General features: G+C 68.3%; 11 protein-coding genes and 3 pseudogenes. 9 read left to right on the forward strand and 5 right to left on the reverse strand.

Annotated features, from left to right (window positions below):
- Window positions 1-103: 103 nt before the first annotated feature.
- Complete coding sequence (locus tag ASE10_RS13035; protein ID WP_055906458.1) at window positions 104-1,117, reverse strand: LacI family DNA-binding transcriptional regulator; 1,014 nt, start codon at window positions 1,115-1,117, stop codon at window positions 104-106.
- Between the two features lie 298 nt (window positions 1,118-1,415).
- Between ASE10_RS13035 and smc the strand changes: the two genes are divergently transcribed.
- The 9 genes from smc to ASE10_RS13080 all read left to right on the forward strand — a co-directional run bounded on the left by smc (window position 1,416) and on the right by ASE10_RS13080 (window position 17,455).
- Entirely contained in the window at window positions 1,416-4,919 is a 3,504-nt protein-coding gene (smc, locus tag ASE10_RS13040; RefSeq protein WP_056305370.1) for a chromosome segregation protein SMC, read from the forward strand.
- 191 nt (window positions 4,920-5,110) lie between these two features.
- The gene (gene zipA, locus ASE10_RS13045) at window positions 5,111-5,863 is read left to right on the forward strand and encodes a cell division protein ZipA (protein ID WP_056305372.1); all 753 of its coding nucleotides are present in this window, start codon (window positions 5,111-5,113) and stop codon (window positions 5,861-5,863) included.
- A gap of 922 nt (window positions 5,864-6,785) precedes the next feature.
- A complete protein-coding gene (gene ligA / locus ASE10_RS13050) occupies window positions 6,786-9,146 on the forward strand; it encodes an NAD-dependent DNA ligase LigA (RefSeq protein ID WP_056305373.1) in 2,361 nt (786 codons plus the stop codon).
- A complete protein-coding gene (epmA, locus tag ASE10_RS13055; protein ID WP_056305375.1) occupies window positions 9,143-10,129 on the forward strand; it encodes an EF-P lysine aminoacylase EpmA in 987 nt (328 codons plus the stop codon). Before ligA ends, epmA begins: the two co-directional genes overlap by 4 nt.
- A gap of 104 nt (window positions 10,130-10,233) precedes the next feature.
- Complete coding sequence (locus ASE10_RS13060) at window positions 10,234-10,971, forward strand: DUF3011 domain-containing protein (RefSeq protein ID WP_162255279.1); 738 nt, start codon at window positions 10,234-10,236, stop codon at window positions 10,969-10,971.
- A 215-nt stretch (window positions 10,972-11,186) separates the two neighbouring features.
- Window positions 11,187-11,954: a DUF3011 domain-containing protein gene (locus tag ASE10_RS13065; protein ID WP_056305379.1), complete on the forward strand. Its 768-nt coding sequence runs from the start codon at window positions 11,187-11,189 to the stop codon at window positions 11,952-11,954.
- A 134-nt stretch (window positions 11,955-12,088) separates the two neighbouring features.
- Entirely contained in the window at window positions 12,089-13,144 is a 1,056-nt protein-coding gene (gene mtnA, locus ASE10_RS13070) for an S-methyl-5-thioribose-1-phosphate isomerase (protein ID WP_056102422.1), read from the forward strand.
- Window positions 13,145-13,359: 215 nt separating this feature from the next.
- Window positions 13,360-16,104, forward strand: a complete 2,745-nt coding sequence (gene gyrA, locus ASE10_RS13075) for a DNA gyrase subunit A (protein ID WP_056305380.1) — start codon at window positions 13,360-13,362, stop codon at window positions 16,102-16,104.
- 436 nt (window positions 16,105-16,540) lie between these two features.
- Window positions 16,541-17,455, forward strand: a complete 915-nt coding sequence (locus tag ASE10_RS13080; protein WP_056305382.1) for a hypothetical protein — start codon at window positions 16,541-16,543, stop codon at window positions 17,453-17,455.
- Window positions 17,456-17,610: 155 nt separating this feature from the next.
- On the opposite strand, the gene ASE10_RS13085 is transcribed toward ASE10_RS13080, so the two are convergent.
- The 4 genes and pseudogenes from ASE10_RS13085 to ASE10_RS13100 form a co-directional block, all read right to left on the reverse strand.
- Complete coding sequence (locus tag ASE10_RS13085; RefSeq protein ID WP_082559816.1) at window positions 17,611-19,764, reverse strand: M4 family metallopeptidase; 2,154 nt, start codon at window positions 19,762-19,764, stop codon at window positions 17,611-17,613.
- A gap of 1,140 nt (window positions 19,765-20,904) precedes the next feature.
- Window positions 20,905-21,123, reverse strand: a pseudogene (locus ASE10_RS20255) (PKD domain-containing protein); the annotation flags it as partial.
- 23 nt (window positions 21,124-21,146) lie between these two features.
- A pseudogene (locus ASE10_RS21110) lies at window positions 21,147-21,302 on the reverse strand (PKD domain-containing protein); the annotation flags it as partial.
- Window positions 21,288-22,592 (reverse strand): annotated as a pseudogene (locus ASE10_RS13100) (M12 family metallo-peptidase); the annotation flags it as partial. The pseudogenes ASE10_RS13100 and ASE10_RS21110, both read right to left, overlap by 15 nt.
- Window positions 22,593-23,029: the final 437 nt, after the last annotated feature.

Genomic DNA, 23,029 nt, shown 5'->3' on the forward strand with positions numbered 1-23,029 from the left:
CCGCGGCCGCTTCATTCGCGCTGCGCCGCAGCACGCCGCTGCGCCGCTGTTCACTGCGCAACTTTTCATAGCGCCGCTCCTAGTAGCGCCGTACCCGAGCGGCTCAAGTCACCCGCACCACCAGGTTGGTGGCGAGGATTTCCGATTCCGCCGGCTGGCCCTCGATCAGGGCCAGGATCTTGCGCGCCAGCAGCACCCCGGCGTCGGTGAAGTTCTGGTGCACCGAGGTCAGCGGCGGCAGGTAGGTCGCGCCCAGCGGGGTGTCGTCGTAGCCGATCACCGACACGTCCTCGGGCACGCGCCGGCCGCGCTCGATCAGGGCCCGGATCGCGCCGATCGCGAGCAGGTCGCTGGCCGCGAACAGGGCGTCGAACTGCGGATGCTCGTCGAGCAGGCCGTGCACCGCGGCCGCGCCGGCGCTGACGGTCAGGGCCGGCACCGGCGGCGTGAGCGGGGTCAGGCCGTGGCGGGCGAGGGCGCGGCTGTAGCCGTCCAGGCGCTCGGCGAACTCGCCGTGGGCCGGATCGCCGAGGAACACCGGCCGGCGCCGGCCCAAGGCCAGGAAACGTTCCGCGGCGAGGGCGCCGCCGCGCTGGTTGTCGCTGCCGACCACCACCTGCGATTCGTGCCGGCTGACCGCGCCCCAGACCACCATCGGCCGGCCCCAGCGCTCGACCTGGTGCATCGCATCCTCGTGCGCGCCCTGGCCGAGCAGGATCACCCCGTCGGCGGCCTGCACGCTGGGCAGGCCGCCGCCCTGCAGCGAGGTCAGCAGCACGGCGTAGCCGGACGAGGTCAGCTCCTGGCTGATGCCGCCCAGCAGGTCCAGCGGGTAGGGCCCGGACATCTGGCGCTCGATGGTCGGGGTCATCTCGACCACCACCGCCACGGTCATGCTGCGGCGCAGGCGCAGATTGCGCGCGGAGATGTTGAACATGTAGCCCTGGGTCTCGGCCAGGGCCTTGATCTGGGCGCGAGTCTCGGGATTGACCAGGGGGCTGTCGCGCAGCGCGCGCGAGACCGTGATCGCCGAGACCCCGGCCAGCTTGGCCAGGTCGGCCATGGTCGGGCTGTCGCCGGGTTCCTTCTTGCGGCGTTGGGCGCGGGGTCGGCTCATCGGCCTGGCTACCTTGCGTTGCGGACGGTCGCGGACCGCGTCCGGGTCCGCGGCGTCATCAATAGCATGACCGCCGTTGCGGATCGCAGCAGCGGGAGTGCTGGATGGCTTTGCCGATCCGGGGCCTTGCCGGCCCGGCGATGGCTCGGCGAGGCCGCCGCAGGCCCGTTATACTCACGAGGCTGTGCGGCGTTTTCGCCGTATATCGTCTAGAATAATCAGTAATTTAGACGAACTACTTCATCTTCCTTGGTATCTACGGCGGCGCCTGCGGGCGCGCCAGAGGCAACCCCGCCGCATGCGTCTGTCCACGATCAAGCTCTCCGGTTTCAAGTCCTTCGTCGATCCGACCACGTTGCACCTGCCCACCAACATGACCGGCGTGGTCGGTCCCAACGGCTGCGGCAAGTCCAACATCATCGACGCGGTGCGCTGGGTGATGGGCGAGAGCTCGGCCAGCCGCCTGCGCGGCGACTCGCTGACCGACGTGATCTTCGCCGGCTCCTCGGCGCGCAAGCCGGTGTCGCAGGCGATGGTCGAGCTGATCTTCGACAACTCCGACCACACCATCACCGGCGAATTCGCCGCGTTCAACGAGATCTCGGTCAAGCGCACCGTCAGCCGCGACGGCACCAGCCAGTACTACCTCAACGGCGGCAAGTGCCGGCGCCGCGACATCACCGATCTGTTCCTCGGCACCGGCCTGGGCCCGCGCAGCTACTCGATCATCGAACAGGGCATGATCAGCCAGATCATCGAGGCCAAGCCCGAGGAACTGCGCGTCTACCTCGAAGAAGCCGCCGGCATCTCCAAGTACAAGGAGCGCCGCCGCGAGACCGAGACCCGCATCCGCCACACCCGCGAAAACCTCGACCGCCTCAACGACCTGCGCGAGGAAGTCGGCAAGCAGCTCGAACACCTGCGCCGTCAGGCCCGCCAGGCCGAGCAGTACCAGGCGATCCAGGCCGAGCGCCGGGTCAAGGACGCCGAGTGGAAGGCGCTGGAGCACCGCGCCCTCGACCAGAAGCTGCAATCGCAGCGCGAGAAGCTGTCGCAGCAGGAAACCCGCCTGCAGCAGCTGATCGCCGAACAGCGCGAGGCCGAGCGCGAGCTCGAGACCGGCCGCGTCCGCCGCGAGGAAGCCGCCGAGGCCTTGAACAAGGCCCAGGCCGCCAGCTACGAAGTCGGCGGCGCGCTGGCGCGGATCGAACAGCAGATCCAGCACCAGCGCGAAATGACCACCCGCCTGCAGCGCGCCCGCGACGAAGCCGCCGCGCAGCTGGCCGAACTGGGCAGCCACATCGGCAGCGACCAGGATCGTCTGGACGCCCTGCGCGCCGCGGTCGAGGACGCCGAGCCGCGCCTGGAAGCCCTGCGCGACAGCGACGAAGCGCGCCAGGAGGCGCTGCGCGACACCGAGACCAAGCTCAACGAGTGGCAGCAACGCTGGGACGCGCACAGCCGCGAGCAAGCCGAAGCCGCGCGCGCCGCCGATGTCGAGCGCACCCGCATCGAAGGCCTGGACCGTCAAAGCCTGGATGCCGACCGCCGCCGCGAGCTGCTGTCGAACGAACGCACCGGCCTGGACCTGGCCGCGCTGGCCGCCGCCTTCGAGCAGATCCAGGCCCAGCACGACGTCCAGAAGGAATCGCTGGAAGGCCTGACCCACGAACTGGAAACCCGCAAGGGCAGCGTCACCGAACTGCAGGAGCAGCAACGCGGCACCCAGTCCGAACTGGCCGAGGTACGCAAGCAGGCCCAGGCCGCGCGCGGCCGCCTGTCGTCGCTGGAGACCCTGCAGCACGCCGCGCTGGGCCAGGAGCAGGGCGCGGCCGTGAACTGGCTGCGCGCGCGCGGACTGGACAGCGCCGCCCGCGTCGGCGAACGCCTGGACGTGGACGCCGGCTGGGAGAACGCGGTCGAAAGCGCGCTCGGCCAGCTCATCGAAGGCGTGCTGGTCGATGCTCCGGAAACCCTGGTCGACGCGATCGGCGAACTCGGCGACGGCCGCCTCAGCCTGGTCTCGCCCGAGGCCGACGACAGCGTCTACCCGGCGACCTCGCTGGCCGCCAAGGTGCGTGGCCCGCGCGCGATCCGGCGCCTGCTCGCGCGCCTGCACACCGCCGAGGACCTGGCCGCGGCGCGCGCGCTGCTGCCTTCGCTGGGCGAAGGCGACTCGGTCATCACCCGCAGCGGCGAGCGCTACGGCGAAGGCTGGGTGCGGGTGCTGCGTTCCGGCGACGCCCAGCAGGGCGCGCTGCTGCGCGAACGCGAAATCCAGAGCCTGCGCGGCGACATCGACAGCTTGTTGAACCGCGAGCGCGAACTCGAATCGCTGCTGGTGCAGCTGCGCGACCGCACCCTGGCCGCCGAACAGCAGCGCGAAGACGCCCAGCGCGGCCTGTACATGGCCCACCGCAGCGTGTCTGAACTCGCCGGCCAGCTGCAGAGCCAGCAGGGCCGCCTGGATTCGGCGCGCGGCCGGATCGAGAAGATCGAAGCTGAGCTCGAACAACTGATCATCACCCTCGACAGCAGCCGCGAGCAGGCCCGCGATGCGCGCGCCCGCCAGGAAGCCGCGGTCGAGCGCATGGGCGAACTCGAAGACTCGCGCCTGGCGCTGGAGTCCGAGCGCCGCAGCCTCAGCGACGCGCGCGATGCCGCCCGCAACGCCGCGCGCGAATCCCGCGACACCGCGCACGCCCTGGCCCTGACCCTGGAAGCGCAGCGCACCCAGATCGTCGGCCTGTCGCAGGCCCTGGACCGCATGGGCGGCCAGCGCGGCCAGCTCGACAGCCGCCTGGGCGAACTCGCCGCGCAGCTGGCCGAAGGCGACCAGCCGGTGCAATCGCTGGAAACCCAGCGCCAGGTCGCGCTGGAGCAGCGCGTGCTCGCCGAGCAGACCCTGGCCAGCGCGCGCAGCCAGCTCGACGGCATCGACAACGATCTGCGCCGCTTCGAGCAGACCCGCCACCAGCGCGACGAGCAGGCCCTGCAGCAGCGCGAGGCCATCGGCCAGCGCCGCCTGGAACAGCAGGCGCTGGTGCTCAAGGCCGAAACCCTGTCGGCGGCCATCGCTGAAGCCGGCTTCGTGCTCGAAGACGTGGTCAACACCTTGACCGACGACATGCAGCCGCAGGTCTGGGAGCGCACCGTCTCCGAACTGGACGGCAAGCTGCGCCGGCTCGAACCGGTCAACCTGGCCGCCATCGCCGAGCACGCCGAGGCCGCGACCCGCAAGGATTACCTGGACGCGCAGTACACCGACCTCACCACCGCCCTGGAAACCCTCGAAGACGCGATCCGCAAGATCGACCGCGAGACCCGCGGCCGCTTCAAGGACACCTTCGACCGGGTCAACTCCGGCGTGCAGGAGCTGTACCCGCGCCTGTTCGGCGGCGGTCACGCCTATCTCGAACTCACCGGCGAAGACCTGCTCGACACCGGCGTGGCGATCATGGCGCGTCCGCCCGGCAAGCGCGTGTCGAACATCTCGCTGCTGTCCGGCGGCGAGAAGGCGATGACCGCGGTGGCGCTGGTGTTCGCGATCTTCCGCCTCAATCCGGCGCCGTTCTGTCTGCTCGACGAGGTCGACGCGCCGCTGGACGAAGCCAACGTCGGCCGCTTCACGGCGATGGTCAGCGAGATGAGCGAACAGGTACAGTTCCTGTTCGTGAGCCACAACAAGGCGACGATGGAAGCCGCGCAACAGCTGTCGGGCGTCACCATGCGCGAGCCGGGCGTGAGCCGCCTGGTCTCGGTGGATCTGGCCGAAGCGACGCGTCTTGCGGGCGCGGCCTAAGCGGCCGCGCCGGGATTAGTGATTCGAGATTCGGGATTGGCAAGAGCTGCCCGGCTCGTGATGTCGCATCGCAACTGCTTTTTGCAGTTAACTTAGGAGGCGGGATCGGGTAGGGAATCGAAAGTCGGCGCAGGTGCTTCGACGAATCCCGAATCCCGAATCCCGAATCTCCGCATTCAAAGGAGCAATCGATGTCCGAAGTGACCCTGCTGCGGATCGGCATCCTGATCGCCGGCTTGATACTGATCGGCGCGATCGTGTTCTTCGGCCGTCCGCGCAAGCCCGGGCAGGGCAAGCGACTGGCGCGCGAGAACGCCGGCGAGCCGGGCAAGGGCGAGACCGGACGCCGCGAACCGACCCTGGGCGAACTGATCGGGGGCGATGCCGAGGCCGCTACCGGCGAGAGCACCCGCCAGGCCGAGCTGGACATGTTCGACCGTACCCTCGAAGGCGGCGGCGCCGGCAGCGAACTCGGCCGCCGCGCCACCGAGGAATTCGACAAGATCGTGACCCTGTACCTGGCCGCGCGCGCCGGCGCCAAGCTGCACGGCCCGGACATCGTGGTCGCGGCCGAGAAGGCCGGCCTGGTCTACGGCCACATGGGCGTGTTCCACCGCCTGGTCGAAAACCACCCCGAGCGCGGCCCAGTGTTCAGCGTCGCCAACATCATGAAACCCGGCAGTTTCGACATGGCCCAGATCCAGGCCCTGGAAACCCCGGCGATCGCGTTCTTCCTGACTCTGCCGGCGCCGGTGCCCGCGCTCGACGCCTGGGAAACCATGCTGCCGACCGCGCAGCGCATGGCCGAACTGCTAGACGGCGTGGTCCTGGACGAGCAGCGCAACGCGCTAGGCCGCCAGCGCATCGCCCACCTGCGCGACGAACTGCGCGCCTACGACCGCCAACGCGAAGCGCCGCCGCTGACGCGGCCTACGCGCTGGTAAGGCATACGCGCCGATAAGGCGCAGGCGCTGGTAAGGGCATAGGCCGCCGGTTCGCTACGCAATCGCGACCCACACCGTTGCCTGCTTTCGGGTAGGAGCGGCGTAAGCCGCGACCACGCCCCTTCGGCCATTGCGCAGGTCGCGGCTCACGCCGCTCCTACCCCAAGGCAACGCATCGGAGCCATCGGGACACGGGTTATGCAGACACGGACCGTTGTAGGAGCGGCGTAAGCCGCGACCACGCCCCTTCGGCTACCGCGCAGGTCGCGGCTCACGCCGCTCCTACCCCAAGGCAACGCATCGAAGCCGACGGGACACGGTTGACCAGGCATGGGCCGTTGTAGGAGCGGCGTAAGCCGCGACCACGCCCCTTCGGCTACCGCGCAAGTCGCGGCTCACGCCGCTCCTACCCCAGGGCAACGTATCGAACCGACGGGACACGGTTGACCAGGCATGGGCCGTTGTAGGAGCGGCGTAAGCCGCGACCACGCCCCTTCGGCTACCGCGCAGGTCGCGGCTCACGCCGCTCCTACCCCAAGGCAACGCATCGGAGCCGACGGGACACGGTTGACCAGGCATGGGCCGTTGTAGGAGCGGCGTAAGCCGCGACCACGCCCCTTCGGCCACCGCGCAAGTCGCGGCTCACGCCGCTCCTACCCCAAGGCAACGTATCGGAGCCGACGGGACACGGGTTAACAGGCACGGACCTTTGTAGGAGCGGCGTAAGCCGCGACCACGCCCCTTCGGCTACCGCGCAGGTCGCGGCTTACGCCGCTCCTACCCCAAGGCGGCCTTCGCGTTCGTGCCATGCAGCGGGCTGGCGCAGATTCGCCTCGTGTGCCTGCGCACCGTCCCCAGAATCCTCCAAAGCGTTCAAAATGGCGCCATCGCGCTGCGACCGCAGCGCCTTGGACCGCCCGCGATGACCGACTCCGCCAAAGCCGCGCAACGCGCCGCCGCACTGCGTCAGCAGCTCGAAGACGCCAACTACCGCTACCACGTGCTCGACGACCCGGCGATCCCCGACGCCGAGTACGACCGCATGCTGCGCGAACTCGACGAGCTCGAAGCCGCGCACCCGGACCTGCGCACCCCCGATTCGCCGACCCAGCGCGTCGGCAACGCGCCGTCCTCGGCCTTCGCCGAAGTCCGCCACGCGATCCCCATGCTGTCGCTAGGCAATGCCTTCAGCGACGAGGAAGTGGCCGATTTCGAACGCCGCATCGAAGAACGCCTGGAACGCAGCTCGCCCACCTTCTCGGTCGAGCCCAAACTCGACGGCCTGGCGATCAGCCTGCGCTACGAAGGCGGCCGCTTCGTCCAGGGCGCGACCCGCGGCGACGGCGCCACCGGCGAGGAAGTCACCGCCAATCTGCGCACGATCAAGGCGATCCCGATGAAGCTGCGCGGCAAGGACTGGCCCCAGACGCTGGAAGTGCGCGGCGAGGTCTACATGCCGCTGGCCGCGTTCAAGGCCTACAACGAACGCGCGCTCAACGATGGCGGCAAGGTTCTGGCCAATCCGCGCAACGGCGCCGCCGGCTCGCTGCGCCAGCTCGATCCGCGCATCACCGCGCAGCGGCCGCTGGCGTTCTACGCCTACGCGGTCGGCGTGGTCGAAGGCTACGAACTGCCGCCCACCCATTCGGCGACCCTGGCCAAGCTGCGCGAATGGGGTTTCCCGGTCAGCGGCGAAAGCGACGTGGTCGCCGGAACCCAGGGCCTGCTCGGCTATTACCGCCGCATCGGCGAAAAGCGCCACGCGCTGCCGTTCGACATCGACGGCGTGGTCTACAAGCTCGACGACTACGCCGGCCAGCGCGAGATGGGCTTCGTCTCGCGCGCGCCGCGCTGGGCGATCGCGCACAAGTTTCCGGCCCAGGAGCAGTCGACCACGGTCGAATCGATCGAGGTCAACGTCGGCCGCACCGGCGCGGTCACGCCATGGGCGCTGATGGCGCCGGTACAGGTGGGCGGCGTGGTCGTGACCCGCGCGACCCTGCACAACGCCGACCAGATCGCGCGCCTGGACGTGCGCGCCGGCGACACCGTGATCGTGCGCCGCGCCGGCGACGTGATTCCGGAAGTGGTGCGCGTGGTGGTCGAACAGCGTCCGCCCGGCACCCGGCCCTGGTCCATGCCCGAGGCCTGTCCGCAATGCGGTTCGGAACTGGTGCGCGAGGAAGGCGAGGTGGTCTGGCGCTGCTCGGGCGAGCTGATCTGTCCCGCCCAGCGCAAGGAGGCGATCATCCATTTCGCCTCGCGTCGGGCCATGGACATCGAGGGCCTGGGCGAGCGCTATGTCGAGGTCCTGTCCGACCTGGGCTACGTGAAGTCGGTGGCGGATCTGTACAAACTCGGGCTGGACGACCTGCTCGAGATGAAGCGGCGCGCGGACGAACGCGACGGCACCACCCCCGAGACGGTCAAGGCCGGCAAGGTCGCGACCAAATGGGCCGACAACCTGATCGAGGCCATCGATCGCAGCCGCGCCACCACGCTCGAACGCTTCCTGTTCGCACTCGGCATCCAGCACGTCGGCGAGAGCACCGCCAAGGCCTTGGCGGTCTGGTTCGGCGATCTGGCCTTGATCCGCCATCTGCCCTGGCCCCTGTTCAAGCGCGTGCCGGACATCGGCGGCGAAGTGGCGCGCTCGCTGGGCCATTTCTTCGACCAGCCGGGCAATCAGCAGGTGATCGACGATCTGCTCGAGCGCGGCGTGAACATTACCGACGCGCACGGACCTTCGCCCAAGCTCGGCCCGGATCTCAACCTGGCGACCCTGCTGGTCGACATGGAAATTCCCAAGGTCACCCGCATCCGCGCCGACCAGCTCGCCGCCGCGTTCGCCGATGCGGCCAAGCTGGCGGCCGCGCCCGAACACGCCTACGTGACCGCCGGCCTGCCGGCCGACAGCGCGCAGGCCTTCGCCCACTGGCGCGACGCCGCCGACAACGCGGACCTGCTGCAGCGCGTCGGCAAGGCGCTGGCGGAACTGCAGCGCCGCTTGCCGGACGATACGGACGCGGCGGTCGGCCCGCTCGACGGCCAGACCGCCGTGCTCACCGGCACCCTGACCGCCTTGTCGCGCGACGAGGCCAAGGCCGATCTGGAGGCGCTCGGCGCCAAGGTGGCGGGCAGCGTGTCGAAGAAGACCAGCTTCGTCGTCGCCGGCGAGGCCGCCGGCTCCAAGCTCGACAAGGCCCAGGAACTGGGCGTGCCGATCTGGGACGAGGCGCAGTTGCTCGCGTTCCTGGCGCAGCACGGTCGGCGCCCCGCGTGAGCACCGGTCTTCCGTACGATTGGCGGCCGTCGGCCCGCTTCGAAACGCTGCGCCTGCGCGCCGCGCTCAACGCCCGCATACGCGATTTCTTCGCCCAGCGCGGCGTCGTCGAAGTCGAGACCCCAGTGTTGTCGATGGCCGGCAACACCGATCCCAACATCGCCTCGTTCTCGCTGCAGTTCGGCGGCCGCACCGACGGCGCGCCGCGCACGCGCTGGCTGCGCACCTCGCCCGAATACCCGCTCAAGCGCCTGCTCGCGGCCGGCTTCGGCGACTGCTACGAGCTCGGACGGGTGTTCCGCGACGGCGAAGCCGGCGGCCGCCACAACCCGGAATTCACCATGCTGGAGTGGTACCGGCTCGGCTACGACCATCGGCGCCTGATCGCCGAAACCGCCGAGCTGGTGCAGGCCGCGCTGGCCCTGGTCGGGCGTGCGGCCACGCTGGAACGCGTGGCCTATGGCGAGCTGTACCGCCAGCGCCTGGGCCTGGACCCGGCGTCGGCCGACGAATCGGAACTGCGTGCGGCCCTGGGCGATGTGGTGATCGACCCCGACGGCCTGACCCGCGACGACTGGCTGGACCTGCTGATGACCCACCGCCTGCAGCCCGGGTTCGCGCCCGACCGCCTGCTCGCGATCTACGACTACCCGGCCTCGCAGTGCGCGCTCGCGCGCGTGCGCGCCGACGACCCGCCGGTGGCCGAACGTTTCGAGCTTTATCTGGGGCCGCTGGAACTGGCCAACGGCTACCACGAGCTCGCCGATGCGGACGAGCAGGGCGCGCGTTTCCAGCGCGACGCGAACCTGCGCGCGCAACGAGGCGCGCCCGCGCCGCCGCGCGACGAGGCGCTGCTGGCCGCGCTGGGCAATGGGTTTCCCGATTGCGCGGGCGTCGCGCTCGGCGTCGACCGCCTGCTCATGGCGATGCTCGGCGCGCCGCGCATCGCCGATGTCCTGGCTTTCGATTTCGCGCGCGCATGACAAGCCTGAACGCAGAGCGCGCGGCGCGACAGTCGCAGGATCTTTTGATTGACCATTCAGGTGCGCGGGGTAGAGTGATCGCGTATCGCTCGGGGGAGATCGCAATGCGCACACGTTCAGCCGCGGCACTGTCGTTGGCGTTGGCCCTTGCGGCCAGCGCGGGCGCGGCCATGGCTCAGGCCGGCGGCGAACGGCTGTACGGCGACCGCGTGCTGCGTTGCGAATCCGACAGCGAATCGCCGCGCCAATGCCCGGCCGACACCAGCGGCGGCGTGCGCCTGGTGCGGCGCCTGTCCGGCAGCGAATGCGCCGAAGGCAAGAGCTGGGGCGTCACCCGCAGCGGTGTCTGGGTCGCGCGCGGCTGCAGCGCCGACTTCTTGCTCGGCCAGGGCGGCAGCAGCCCCGACAGCCGCTCCGGCGATCGCGTGCTGCGTTGCGAATCCAAGGGCGGGCGCTGGAACCACTGCCGCGCCGAGAGCGCAAACGGCCTGCAATTGGTGCGCCAATTGTCCAAGCGTCCGTGCATCCGCGATCAGAACTGGGGCGTCGACGGCCAGGGCCTTTGGGTGTCCGGCGGCTGCCGCGGCGAATTCCAGGAGCTGTCCGGCGCCGCGGCCGAACCCGTCGTCGCCGCACCGCGCGGCAAACTGGTGTTGTGCGAATCGATCAAGAGCCTGGCCCAGCGCTGCGCGGTCGAGACCGGTGCCGGCGTGCGCATGCACAAGCAACTCTCGCGCTCGCAATGCGTGGAAGGCCGCACCTGGGGTTTCGACGGCAACGGCATCTGGGTCGAGGACGGCTGCCGCGCCGAGTTCGAAGTCGACGTGCCGCGCGGCGGTTGATCCCCGCGGCCGGCCGTCTCATGCTTTGCGTGCCTGTCACCGGTCGATGACGCACGCTCAAGGCATACTTTGCGTGTCCGTCCGGCCTGGCCCGCCGGATCACGTTAAGCCGCAGCTAAACGCAGCCGGTTCGATGCGGTGCAGCATCGAAAATCTTGAGCTTGCGTTAAGCGGACGTGGATAGAGTTGCAGTCAACTGACAAGGAGTGACGGACATGTTCGTACGCATCGTTTCCAGTTTCGCCCTGGTGCTGGGCGTCAGCGCGGTCGCGCAAGCCGCGCCGCAGTACGATTCCGATTACTACGGCGGCCAGCAGACCATCCGCTGCGAATCCGACGACGGCCGCAACCGTCATTGCGATGCCGACACCCGCGGCGGCGTGCGTCTGGTGCGCCAGTTCTCCAAGTCGCAATGCATCCAGGGCAATACCTGGGGCTACGACCGCGACGGCGTCTGGGTCAGCAACGGCTGCCGCGCCGAGTTCGAGCTCGGCCGCGGCGGCGGTGGCGGCAACTGGAACGGCGGTGGCGGCTGGAACGGCGGCGGCAACAGCGACAGTGTGGTCTGCGAGTCCGACGACGGCCGTACCCGCACCTGCGCCATCGGCGGCAACCGCGCGCGCCTGGTGCGGCAGATGTCGAAGTCGCCCTGCATCGAAGGCCAGAGCTGGGGTTCGCAGCGCGGTAGCGTGTGGGTCAGCAACGGCTGCCGCGGCGAGTTCTCCAGCGGCCGCGGCGGCGGTAACTGGAACGGCGGTGGCGGCTGGAACGGCGGCGGCTACAACCAGTGGCGCAGCCTGGTCTGCGAATCCAACGACGGCCGCAAGGGCCGCATCCGCCGCTGCAACACCAGCATCCGCGACGGTGCGCGCCTGATCCGCCAGATGTCCAAGGGCGCCTGCATCGAAGGCCAGACCTGGGGCTGGGATCCGAACGGGATCTGGGTCCAGGCAGGCTGCCGCGGCGAGTTCAGCGTACGCTGATCGCGTCGGCCAGGAACGAACCGGCATCGGGCCCCGCGGCGACGCGGGGCCCGTTTTCTTTGCGGCGCATCCGCAGCTAGCGCCCGCGTCCACGGCGCGGCCAGGGCAGGGGCCCGCTGCGATAAACTGTGCGCATGAACGATATCGATTTCGACCGCTACGACCGCATCCGCCCGATCCGCTGGACCGGCGACGCCCTGGAACTGTTGGACCAGCGCCGGCTGCCGTTCCATGTCGAATACGTGCGTTGCGAGGACAGCGACGCGGTCGCGGCCGCGATCCATGCCCTGACCGTGCGCGGCGCGCCGGCGATCGGCATCGCCGCGGCCTGGGGCGCGGTCCTGGCGGCGCGCGACATCCAGGCCGACGACGGCGCGGCTGCGCTGGCCTTGCTGGAACCGGCGCTGCAGCGCCTCAACGCCGCGCGCCCGACCGCGGTCAACCTGGCCTGGGCGCTGGCGCGCATGCGCCGCACGCTCGCCGCCGCGGGCGCCGACTGGCGCGCCGTGATCGCGGCCGAAGCCCAGGCCATCGCCGACGAGGACCTGGCCGCGAACCGCCGCATGGGCGCGCTGGGCGCGGCCCTGATCGTCCCCGGCAGCGGCGTGCTGACCCACTGCAACACCGGCTCGCTGGCCACCGCCGGCTTCGGCACCGCGCTGGGCGTGATCCGCGCCGGCGTCGCCCAGGGCCGCATCGACCAGGTCTACGCCGGCGAGACCCGGCCCTGGCTGCAGGGCGCGCGCCTGACCGTGTGGGAGCTGCAGCAGGACGGCATCGCCCCGACCCTGATCGCCGACGCCGCCGCCTCGCACCTGATGAAGAGCGGACGCGTGCAGTGGGTGATCGTCGGCGCCGATCGCATCTGCGCCAACGGCGACACCGCCAACAAGATCGGCACCTACCAGCTGGCCATCGCCGCGCGCCACCACGGCGTCAGGTTCATGGTCGCCGCGCCTTCGTCCACGGTCGACATGGCCACGCCCTCGGGCGATTCGATCGAGATCGAGGAACGCGATCCGGGCGAGCTGTTCGGCGTCGGCGGAGTGCGTACCGCGGCCGAGCAGGTCGGCGCCTGGAACCCGGTATTCGACGTCACCCCGCACGATCTGATCGACGCCATCGTCACCGAGCGCGGGGTAATCGAGCGCCCGGATCCGCAGGCCATGCGCGCCGCCTTCCCGGGTTGATCCGGCGGGCCGCCGGCGCGGCCCGCTCGCAAGCCTGAAAATAGCCCGCAAGTGCTTGTTTCTGCGTGGGAATCGGGCTGCCGTGAAACCCGGTTTTGTGATAAGATTTCCTGTCCTTTTGATGCCGCCCAGAGCGAGCTGCAGAACAGGCCCGCACGGGCAGGTTTTTGCGGCCGTCCGGGGCGCCTAGCACAACCGCTCAGCACGGAACCCTGATGGCCGAACTCGCCAAGGAAATCATCCAGGTCAATCTCGAAGACGAGATGCGCCGCAGCTACCTCGACTACGCCATGAGCGTGATCGTGGGGCGCGCGCTACCCGACGTCCGCGATGGTCTCAAGCCGGTGCACCGCCGCGTCCTGTACGCGATGAGCGAACTCGGCGCGCACAGCAACAAGCCCCACTTCAAGTCGGCGCGTATCGTCGGCGACGTGATCGGTAAGTACCACCCGCACGGCGATCAGTCGGTCTACGACACGCTGGTGCGCATGGCCCAGCCGTTCTCGCTGCGTTATCTGCTGGTCGACGGCCAGGGCAACTTCGGTTCGGTCGACGGCGACTCCGCCGCGGCGATGCGTTACACCGAATCGCGCATGGCCAAGCTCACCCACGAGCTGATGGCGGACATCGACAAGGAAACCGTCGACTTCCAGCCCAACTACGACGAAAAGGAACTCGAACCCACGGTCATGCCGACCCGGGTGCCGAACCTGCTCATCAACGGCTCGGCCGGTATCGCCGTGGGCATGGCGACCAACATTCCGCCGCACAACCTGTCGGAAGTGATCAACGCGACCATCGCGCTGATCAACGAGCCGGAACTGGACGTCGACGGACTGATGGAATACATCCCCGGCCCGGACTTCCCGACCGCGGGCATCATCAACGGCACCGCCGGCATCATCAACGCCTACCGCACCGGCCGCGGCCGCGTGCGCATGCGCGCGCGCGCCGAGATCGAGGTCAACGAGGACACCGGCCGCGAGGCGATCGCGGTCACCGAGATCCCGTACCAGGTCAACAAGGCGCGGCTGATCGAGAAGATCGCCGAGCTGGTCAAGGAGAAGAAGCTCGAAGGCATCAGCGAGCTGCGCGACGAGTCCGACAAGGACGGCATGCGCATCTTCATCGAGATCAAGCGCGGCGAGTCGGCCGAAGTGGTGCTCAACAACCTCTATCAGCAGACCCAGATGGAGTCGGTGTTCGGCATCAACATGGTGGCGCTGGTCGACGGCCGCCCGCAGTTGCTGAACCTCAAGCAGATCCTCGAAGCCTTCATCCGTCACCGCCGCGAAGTGGTGACCCGCCGCACCATCTTCGATCTGCGCAAGGCGCGTCAGCGCGCGCACGTCCTGGAAGGCCTGACGGTCGCGCTCGCCAACATCGACGAGATGATCGAGCTGATCAAGACCTCGGCCAATCCGAACGAGGCGCGCGAGCGCATGCTCGCCAAGATCTGGGAACCGGGCCTGGTCGGCGCGCTGCTCGGCGCGGCCGGCGCCGAGGCCTCGCGGCCGGAAGACCTGGCGTTCGAGTTCGGCCTGCACGACGGCCGTTACCGGCTCACCGAGATCCAGGCCAGCCAGATCCTGGAGATGCGCCTGCACCGCCTGACCGGCCTGGAGCAGGAAAAGCTCACCGAGGAATACAAGCTGCTGCTGGAAACCATCCGCGGCCTGATCGAAATTCTTGAGAACCCCGACGTGCTGCTCGAGGTGATCCGCACCGAACTGCTCAACCTCAAGGAAGAGTTCGGCGACGCCCGTCGCAGCGAGATCCGCGCCAGCGAAGAAGACCTCGACATCCTCGACCTGATCGCCCCGGAAGACGTGGTGGTCACGCTGTCGCATTCGGGCTACGCCAAGCGCCAGCCGGTCAGCGCCTACCGCGCCCAGAAGCGCGGCGGCAAGGGCCGCAATGCGGCCGCGACCAAGGACGAGGACTTCATCGACAAGCTGTGGCTGGTCAATACCCACGATACCCTGCTGACCTTCACCAGCACCGGCCGGGTGTTCTGGCTGCCGGTGCACCAGTTGCCGGACGCCGGCCCGAATGCGCGCGGCCGTCCGATCATCAACTGGCTGGCGCTGGAATCCGGCGAGCAGGTCCAGGCCGTGCTGCCGGTGCGCGCCTACGACGACGAGCATTTCGTGTTCTTCGCCACCCGCAAGGGCATGGTCAAGAAAACCCCGCTGACCGAGTTCGCGTTCCGTCTGGCGCGCGGCAAGATCGCGATCAACCTCGACGAGGGCGACGCCCTGGTCGACGTGGCGCTGACCGACGGCCAGCGCGAGGTCATGCTGTTCGCGAGCAACGGCAAGGCCGTGCGCTTCGCCGAGAGCGGCCGCGAGGACGAAGCGGACGTGATCGACGAGTCGGTCGAGGCGGACGGCGCCGAAGATGTTGCCGATACCGACGTCGAAGCCGCGGGCGAGAGCGAAGGCGGCGCCGACAAGTCCAAGCGCGGCAAGGGCGGCGTGCGTTCGACCGGCCGCAACAGCCGCGGCGTGCGCGGCATCAAGCTGGCGCCGGGCGAGATGGTGGTCAGCATGATCGTGGTCGACGGCGACGGCGACATCCTGACCGCCAGCCAGCGCGGCTACGGCAAGCGCACCCCGGTCGACGAGTACCCGTGCAAGGGCCGCGGCACCCAGGGCGTGATCGCGCTCAAGACCACCGACCGCAACGGCGCGCTGGTCGGCGCGATCCAGCTCAGCGACCACCACGAAGTGCTGCTGATTTCCGACGGCGGCACCCTGGTGCGCACGCGTGCGGCGGAAATCTCGCAGGTCGGCCGCAACACCCAGGGCGTGACCCTGATGCGCCTGGCCGACGACGAGACCCTGCAGACCATCGAGCGCGTGGACGCCTCGCTGGACGAGGATGTCGAGAGCGAAGCGCTGCCGCCGGCCGCCACGGCGGGCGACAGTGCGGGCGAGGCGGCGAACCCGGAAAGCTGATCCGGGTCCGCATCGTGCAATCGAGAACGCCACCTCCGGGTGGCGTTTTCGTTTGTGGAGCGGGCACGCCGTGGAGCGCGCCGCCGTGCCGGGGCGCAATCGCATTCGATTCCCCGATCGCGTCGGCGGGAACCTCCAGCGTTCGCGCAGATATCGCGCATCCGTAAACAGCGGGCGCGCTCTGCCGCAAGCCGCGCACGGATCGTCGCCAGGCGTTCGTCGCCGAAACGGTTCGGCGCGCCGCTGGCCGCAGCCGGCGCACGCTTCGTCGCAAACGCGGCACATCGCGTTGATCGCCGTTCGCAACGCTCCCTATGGTCGAAGCCGGACATGGATGTCGACGACAGGGGCGACATCGGTCCGAACCTTACGCGAGCGCACTGCGGATAAGCAGGCGCATAGCGTTGTGTCTCAATCGACTCTGGAGCCTTCCCCCATGAAATTGACCACGACCGTCCTGGCCACCGGCCTGCTGCTGTCCGCCCACAGCGCAAGCGCGGGGCAACCGCAGTATTTCGGCTACTACGCCAACAGCGGCAACACCGCCGACAACGGCGACCACACCAACATCACCTTCATCCAGACCTATTCGATTCCGAACCAGCAGGACGCGATCAACCTGATCTTCTCCGAACTGGCGCAGGCCAAGGCGCGCAACCTCAAGGCCGTGATCGACGTGCACAAGCTGCTGTTCACCACCGGCGCCAACGACAGCTGCCCGTACAAGCCCAATCCCGGCCGGGTGCTGCAGTGGAACCAGTTCGTCGATCAGCTGATCAATCAGGGCTACCTGGTGCCGAACAATCCGGCCGCCAGCACCGTGGCCGCGTTCTATCCGGTGGACGAACCCGAGCTGTGCGGGCTCAACGATGCCAAGGGGCCGGACGGTTGGACGACCCGAGCCAACCCGATCCTGACCGAAGCCTTGTCGACGGTGCGCTGGAACGCCTCGACCGCGAACGTGCCGATCGCCGCGATCGTCAGCGCCCGTTACAGCAAGCCTGGCACCGAGGGCCTCACCTTCGGCGTGCGTCAGTTCAACTGGGTCGGCCTGGACAACTACGGCGCCAACGATGACGAATACCTCAAACAGATCAATCAGCTCAAGACCCGGATCGACACCAACTGGCAGCGTGTGATCCTGGTGCCGCAGGCCGCGACCAACGCTCCGGGCTTGGACGGCTGGCCGCATACGCCGCAACGCATGTACGACTTCGCGCGCGCCGACGGATCGGTGGTGATGCTGATGCCCTTCCTCTGGTTCCATCCGCAGGGCCTGGGCACCCGCGATATCCCGTGGATGCGGGCCGAGTACACCCGCATCGGCAGCGAGATCAAGTACGCGCCCTGAGTCGCAGGTTCGCGCGGCATGCGTACCGAGTCCGTATCGCCGGGCCGGACGCGACAACGAGGCCGCGATCGTCGCCAAGAAAAACCCCGGCCGAGGCCGGGGTTTTTGTGGGTGCACGCCAGAACCGGGCCGCATCCGCGGCCCGGCGAGGGCGATCAGAACGTGATGCTCCAGGTGTCGATACGGCCGGTGTCCAGTGCCGCATTGTCGTTGACGCGCAGCTTCCAGGTACCGTTCAGCGCTTCGCTGGTCAGGTTCTTGGTGAAGGTGCCGGTAACGTTGTCGGCGCTGCCGCCGGTGCGGTTGTGGATGTTGTAGAGCGTGCCGTCCGGCGCGACCAGGTCCACCTTCAGGTCGCCCTTGTAGGTGTGGATGATCGTGACCGAGATCGAGGCGTTGCTCGGACCGTTGCCGGTGCGGCCGGAGACCGAGATCGGGCTTTCGACGGTGGAGTTGTCGTTGATGGCGTAGTCGGTACCGTTGCTGTAGGTCTGGGTACCGGTGCCGCCGACCGTGACCGAGGAGGTCTTGGTGTTGGTGGCGCCGTCGTCGTCGGTGACCGTCAGCGTGACCGTGTAGGTGCCGGCCGTCGCGTAGGTCTTGCTCGGATTGGCCGCGGTGGACGTGGTGCCGTCGCCGAAGTTCCAGCTACGCGAGGCGATGGTGCCGTCGCTGTCGGTGGAGGTGTCGGTGAAGGCCACGCTCAGGCCGCTGACCGAGGCGCTGAAGTTCGCCACCGGAGGAGCGTTGCCGCCGCCTGGGCAGTCGACGCCGACCAGGGCGAAGGCCGCGCTGACGTCGGCGACGTTGTAACCCAGATCGGTGGCCGCGGTCTCGACGCCGCAGGAGCCCTGGATGAAGTTGGTGCTCGCGGTCCAGTACAGCTGGTTGGCGCGGGCGAAAGCCTTGAACGCCTTCTGCGTATCCCAGCCGGAGGTGGTGGCCAGCTTCCAGAAGGCCTTGTTGTACACGCCGGACGAGTAATGCACGTCCATGCCGCTGGTGTAGTTCGAGGCGTGGCCGATCGAGCTGCCGTCCTGCGGCGGATTGGCCATGTAGCGCAGGGCGCCGGTGGCCTTGAAGATCTGCGCGCCGACCAGGAAGTCGTTGCTGCCGTTCATGTAGTACTCGGCGGCTTCGCCGGCCATGTCCGAGAACGCTTCGTTGATGCCGCCGGACTGGCCGGAGTAGGTCAGGTTCGAGTTCTGCTCGGTGAAGCCGTGCGAGACCTCGTGCGCCGACACGTCCAGGCTGACCAGCGGGTAGAAGGTCGAGCCGCCGTCGCCGAAGGTCATCGCCGAGCCGTCCCAAAACGCGTTCTGGTAGCTGGTGCTGTAGTGCACGCGCATGGTCAGCTGGAAGCTCAGCGGGGGCACGCCGACATAGGCGCCGTACATGTCGTACACGACCTTGCCGAAGTAATGCGCATCGTTGAGCGGCGAGTACGCGCCGTTGATGGTCTTCACGGTATTGCGCGGGCAGGTGAACGAGAACGCCGTGCTGCCGCTGGTGCCGTGATTGAGGTTGACCGTCTTCACGTTCGTGTTGTTCATGGTGCAGGTGGTGCCGCTCTGGGCGACGTCCAGATAACCGAAGTCGGTGCCGTATTCGTACTGGCCGGTCTTCTGGTTGCCGCCGGGACCGGTGGCGTTGGCGTGGGCGAGCGCGTCCCACTGCTTGAGCACCGCGCCGCTGCCGGCGTCGACGATCACGAACGGACGGGTCGGCGCGCCGCCCTTGGCGGAGTCGGCTAAGTAGGACACGACATAGGCCAGATGCGCGCGGCCGCCGTCGTCGACGTAGATGACCTGCTCGGTCTTCTCGCTGCGGGTGCTCAGCAGGCCCTGGCGGTTGCCCAGGCCGGCGCGCTTGCCGATGCTCAGCGCCTGCGCCTTGGCGAGCTTGGGCGTGACGCTGGGCAGGTCGGCATCGAGCCCGCCGATCATCTGGCCGAACAGGGTGCGGACGTTGCCGTTGGCGTCTTCGCTGACCACAACCTGCTCGCCGAAGATCGGCACGCCGCGATAGCTCTGCTGGTAACGATAGTGACGGGCGCCGCTACGATCGGTCTTGATCGCGACCGCCTTGAGGGTCGATTGCGTATCCAATGCCAGCATCTCGGCGTGACGCGCGCCGGCATCGGCGCTGGCGCCGACGCTGGCGGTCGCTGCGCGGTACTGCTGGTTGAGCTGGGCGACGTTGCGCTGGTGCAGGTCCACGCGCTGCGCGGCGTCGGCGGCGCCTGCGGTCAGGACCAGGGCGGCCGCGGCCGCGAGTGCGTGCAGTTTCGGTATGGAATGGCGATTCACTGGTGATACCCCCGAACTAGTGTTGTTGGTCGGGCCGCGGGCGCGGCCGGCTCACTGCAGGTGGTGCATCCGCCCCCTGTCACCAACACGCCCTGGCCTGCGCACCGATACGTCCTTGTGCGTGCGGTAGGTCGTGGGTCTATCGGACGCCGACGCGATGTCCTTTGCGGCGGCGTGGCGACGCTAGGTCTCTGTGCAAATCGGCGTCAAAGTAGTGGAACCAGGTCACATTAGTTAAGTAATCAATGCGTACTGATGCAGTGCACGGCGCTTACATCTGAAACCGTTTTTTTGCCGGTTTTGGCGTGTGAATCTAGATTTCACAAGACCGAAACTGGTTTGTAATAATGTTTTAAATATTTTGTTGCGCCGCACAAAGATAATGCGCCGCGGAAACGGGGTGCGAATGGCCTGAATGCGGCGGCGGGGTTATTCATGTAAATCAATGGTTTCCATCGCTCATTCGTGAATAGTCCGGGTCCCTGGATTATTTTCACAGGAATAATCAAGCAACTAATGTGATGAAATTCCGCGAATAAGCGTGGGCGCTATTCCAGTTATCGTGGTGGCCCCGATACCGGTTTGGACGCGCAGCCAAAGAAAAACCCCGGCCGGAGCCGGGGTTCGGGTTGCGTCGCGAACCGGGCGCGGGCGCCCGGTAGTGGCGGCATCAGAAGGTGATGCTCCAGGTATCGATGTAGCCCACGTCCGCGCCGGCACGATCGGCGGCACGCAGCTTCCAGGTGCCGTTGAGCGCTTCGCTCGACAGGTCCTTGATGAAGGTGCCGGTGACGTTGTCGGCGCTGCCGCCGGAACGGTTGTGGATGTTGTAGACCGAGCCGTCCGGCGCGATCAGGTCGACGATCAGGTCGCCCTTGTACGGATGCACGATGTTGACCGAGATCGAGGTGTTGCTCGGCGCATTGCCGGTCCGGCCCGAGACCACGATCGAACTGCTCACGCCGGTCGCGTTGTTGTCGGGAATGCTGACGTCGGTGCCGTTGGTGTAGGTCTGCACGCCGCTGGCATTGACGGTGACGGTGGCGGTCTTGGTGTTGGTCGCGCCGTCGTCGTCGGTCACCGTCAGCGTCACCGTGTAGGTGCCGGCGGCCGAGTAGGTCTTGCTCGGGTTGGTCGCCNCGTGGCGGTCTTGGTGTTGGTCGCGCCGTCGTCGTCGGTCACCGTCAGCGTCACCGTGTAGGTGCCGGCGGCCGAGTAGGTCTTGCTCGGGTTGGTCGCCGTCGAGGTGGTGCTGTCGCCGAAGTTCCAGCTGCGCGAGACGATGCTGCCGTCGCTGTCGGTCGACGAGTCGGTGAACGCCACCGTCAGGCCGCTGGCCGAAGACGTGAAGTTCGCCACCGGTGCGGCGTTGCCGCCACCGNGGTGGTGCTGTCGCCGAAGTTCCAGCTGCGCGAGACGATGCTGCCGTCGCTGTCGGTCGACGAGTCGGTGAACGCCACCGTCAGGCCGCTGGCCGAAGAGGTGAAGTTGGCCACCGGTGCCACGTTGGCGCCGGGGTCGGCGCGGAACGCCGCCATCGCCGCCTTGGTCTGTACCAGCACGCGCTGGTTGTGGTTGAGGTTGGTGGTGCCCATGGCCACGCCGTTATAGGTGACGTCCGGGTTGGACCAGTAGTTCAGGCGGGTGCAGGCCGTACCGCTGCACTGGTAGGCCATGATCGTGCGCCAGCGCGCGCCCGAGGCGGGCGTGTACTGGTAGCCGTGTCCGTAGGCGTACGGCGTGCTGGTGGGGTCGTTGGCCGGATCGTGGCGCGCCGACAGCAGATGGCCGATCTCATGGGCGAAGCTGTAGTAGCCGGTCGCGCAATCCCAGTACACGGTCGCGAACGCACTGGCGGCGTTGGAGCCGATCGAGCTGGCGCGGCCGCAGTTGCTGTCGTCGTTGATGACCAGCACGTTGACGTCGGCGGCGTTGGCGTCGCGGCTGGCGTGGACGTCGTCCATGTAGCCGTCGCTGGTGCCGGCGAAGCGCTGCACGTCGGTGGCGTGGCCGTCGCCGACCGAGGTGTATTCCACCGTGCGGTAGTTGGCCAGGACCATGTTGATGCCGACGTTGGAATTGACGTAGCCCTGGTTGCTCTCGGCCACGGCCAGTTCGATCAGCGCTTCCATGTCGCCGCCGTAGGCCGTGACGGCCTGGTTGGTGGCGACCACCTGGACGCGGATGGTGGCGGTGGCGCCGGGGTCGATCGCGGCCGCGCCGACCAGGCCGCCGCTGCTGCGGCTGGCGCGAGCGGCGGCCGCACGCATGTCGATCTGCGGCAGGTCGGCTTCGCTGTAATCGGCGGCGTGGTCCGGCGGCATCCGCGTTTCGTCGACTTCGATCACCGCATTGCTGCCGTCGGGCAGGGACTGGATGCGGTACAGGGTGCCGTCGACGCGCACGTTGCCGGTGATGCGGTTGCCATGGCGGACCAGGGCGACCGAGTTGCGCTCGTCGACGCGCACTTCGCGCGCACCGCGCAGGGCCGAGGCGCCGCGCGAGTCGCGCAGACGGCCGAGCCACACGGTGTTGCCGCGTTCGGTCTGATGCGCGTCGTCGAGCACGGCATTGACCAGGTGCGAACCCAGGCGCAGTTCGATTTCGCGGGTCTGCGCGCTGACCACCGAGGCGTCGGCGCGCTCGATGCGCAGGCTGCGGGTCGGGGCGGCCTTGGACAATTGCTGCGCGGTGGCCAGTGCGGCGCGTTGCGGCGCCGGCGCCGGCCCGCCGACGAACAGCGGCTTGGCGGCGAAGGCGGGCGCGCTGGCGATGGACAGGAGCAGGGCGGCTTTGGCGAGCCGCGCTGCGTGCTTGCGGGTGGTCATCGGGTTCTCTCTCCCAGGTCGGCCGGATGGCGGCCGTGTCGATGGCGATCCCTGGCACGGCGTCCGTGCTGCCGATGCGCAGGGTCAGTGGCGAACGGGTTGGCGGCCCGCTCTTTTTCCAAGCTAGCCAAGACCCGCCCGGTCGTAGAGGGAAAAAGCCGGCGCTGAGGCACGCGCAATGTGATTCTTGTCATGCATCGGCACACCGGTTGCGCCATGCAGGGGGAGGGAAGGGTGATTTGAAACAATGTTTCAGGTGCGTTTGTGGCACGTCGCCGAGCGGACGAATGAAAGGGCGCCGGTCCGGAGCCGACTTCGTGCGAGCGAGTGCGGGCGCGCCGGCGATCGTGTCAGCCGATCCGCGTCCCGCATGCGCCAGGACGGTGCCGATATTTCGCCTGCGGACGCAAAAACTTGTCTAAACCCTCTCTACGTGA

The sequence above is a fragment of the Lysobacter sp. Root76 genome, from assembly GCF_001428685.1.
GTDB lineage: Bacteria > Pseudomonadota > Gammaproteobacteria > Xanthomonadales > Xanthomonadaceae > Lysobacter.

What these genes read in the sequence shown, in the direction of transcription:
- ASE10_RS13060 (WP_162255279.1), top strand. Translation starts at nt 10,234, where the DNA reads ATGCGCACACGTTCAGCCGCGGCACTGTCGTTGGCGTTGGCCCTTGCG.
- ASE10_RS13035 (WP_055906458.1), bottom strand. Translation starts at nt 1,117, where the DNA reads ATGAGCCGACCCCGCGCCCAACGCCGCAAGAAGGAACCCGGCGACAGC.
- smc (WP_056305370.1), top strand. Translation starts at nt 1,416, where the DNA reads ATGCGTCTGTCCACGATCAAGCTCTCCGGTTTCAAGTCCTTCGTCGAT.
- zipA (WP_056305372.1), top strand. Translation starts at nt 5,111, where the DNA reads ATGTCCGAAGTGACCCTGCTGCGGATCGGCATCCTGATCGCCGGCTTG.
- ligA (WP_056305373.1), top strand. Translation starts at nt 6,786, where the DNA reads ATGACCGACTCCGCCAAAGCCGCGCAACGCGCCGCCGCACTGCGTCAG.
- mtnA (WP_056102422.1), top strand. Translation starts at nt 12,089, where the DNA reads ATGAACGATATCGATTTCGACCGCTACGACCGCATCCGCCCGATCCGC.
- ASE10_RS13065 (WP_056305379.1), top strand. Translation starts at nt 11,187, where the DNA reads ATGTTCGTACGCATCGTTTCCAGTTTCGCCCTGGTGCTGGGCGTCAGC.
- ASE10_RS13080 (WP_056305382.1), top strand. Translation starts at nt 16,541, where the DNA reads ATGAAATTGACCACGACCGTCCTGGCCACCGGCCTGCTGCTGTCCGCC.
- gyrA (WP_056305380.1), top strand. Translation starts at nt 13,360, where the DNA reads ATGGCCGAACTCGCCAAGGAAATCATCCAGGTCAATCTCGAAGACGAG.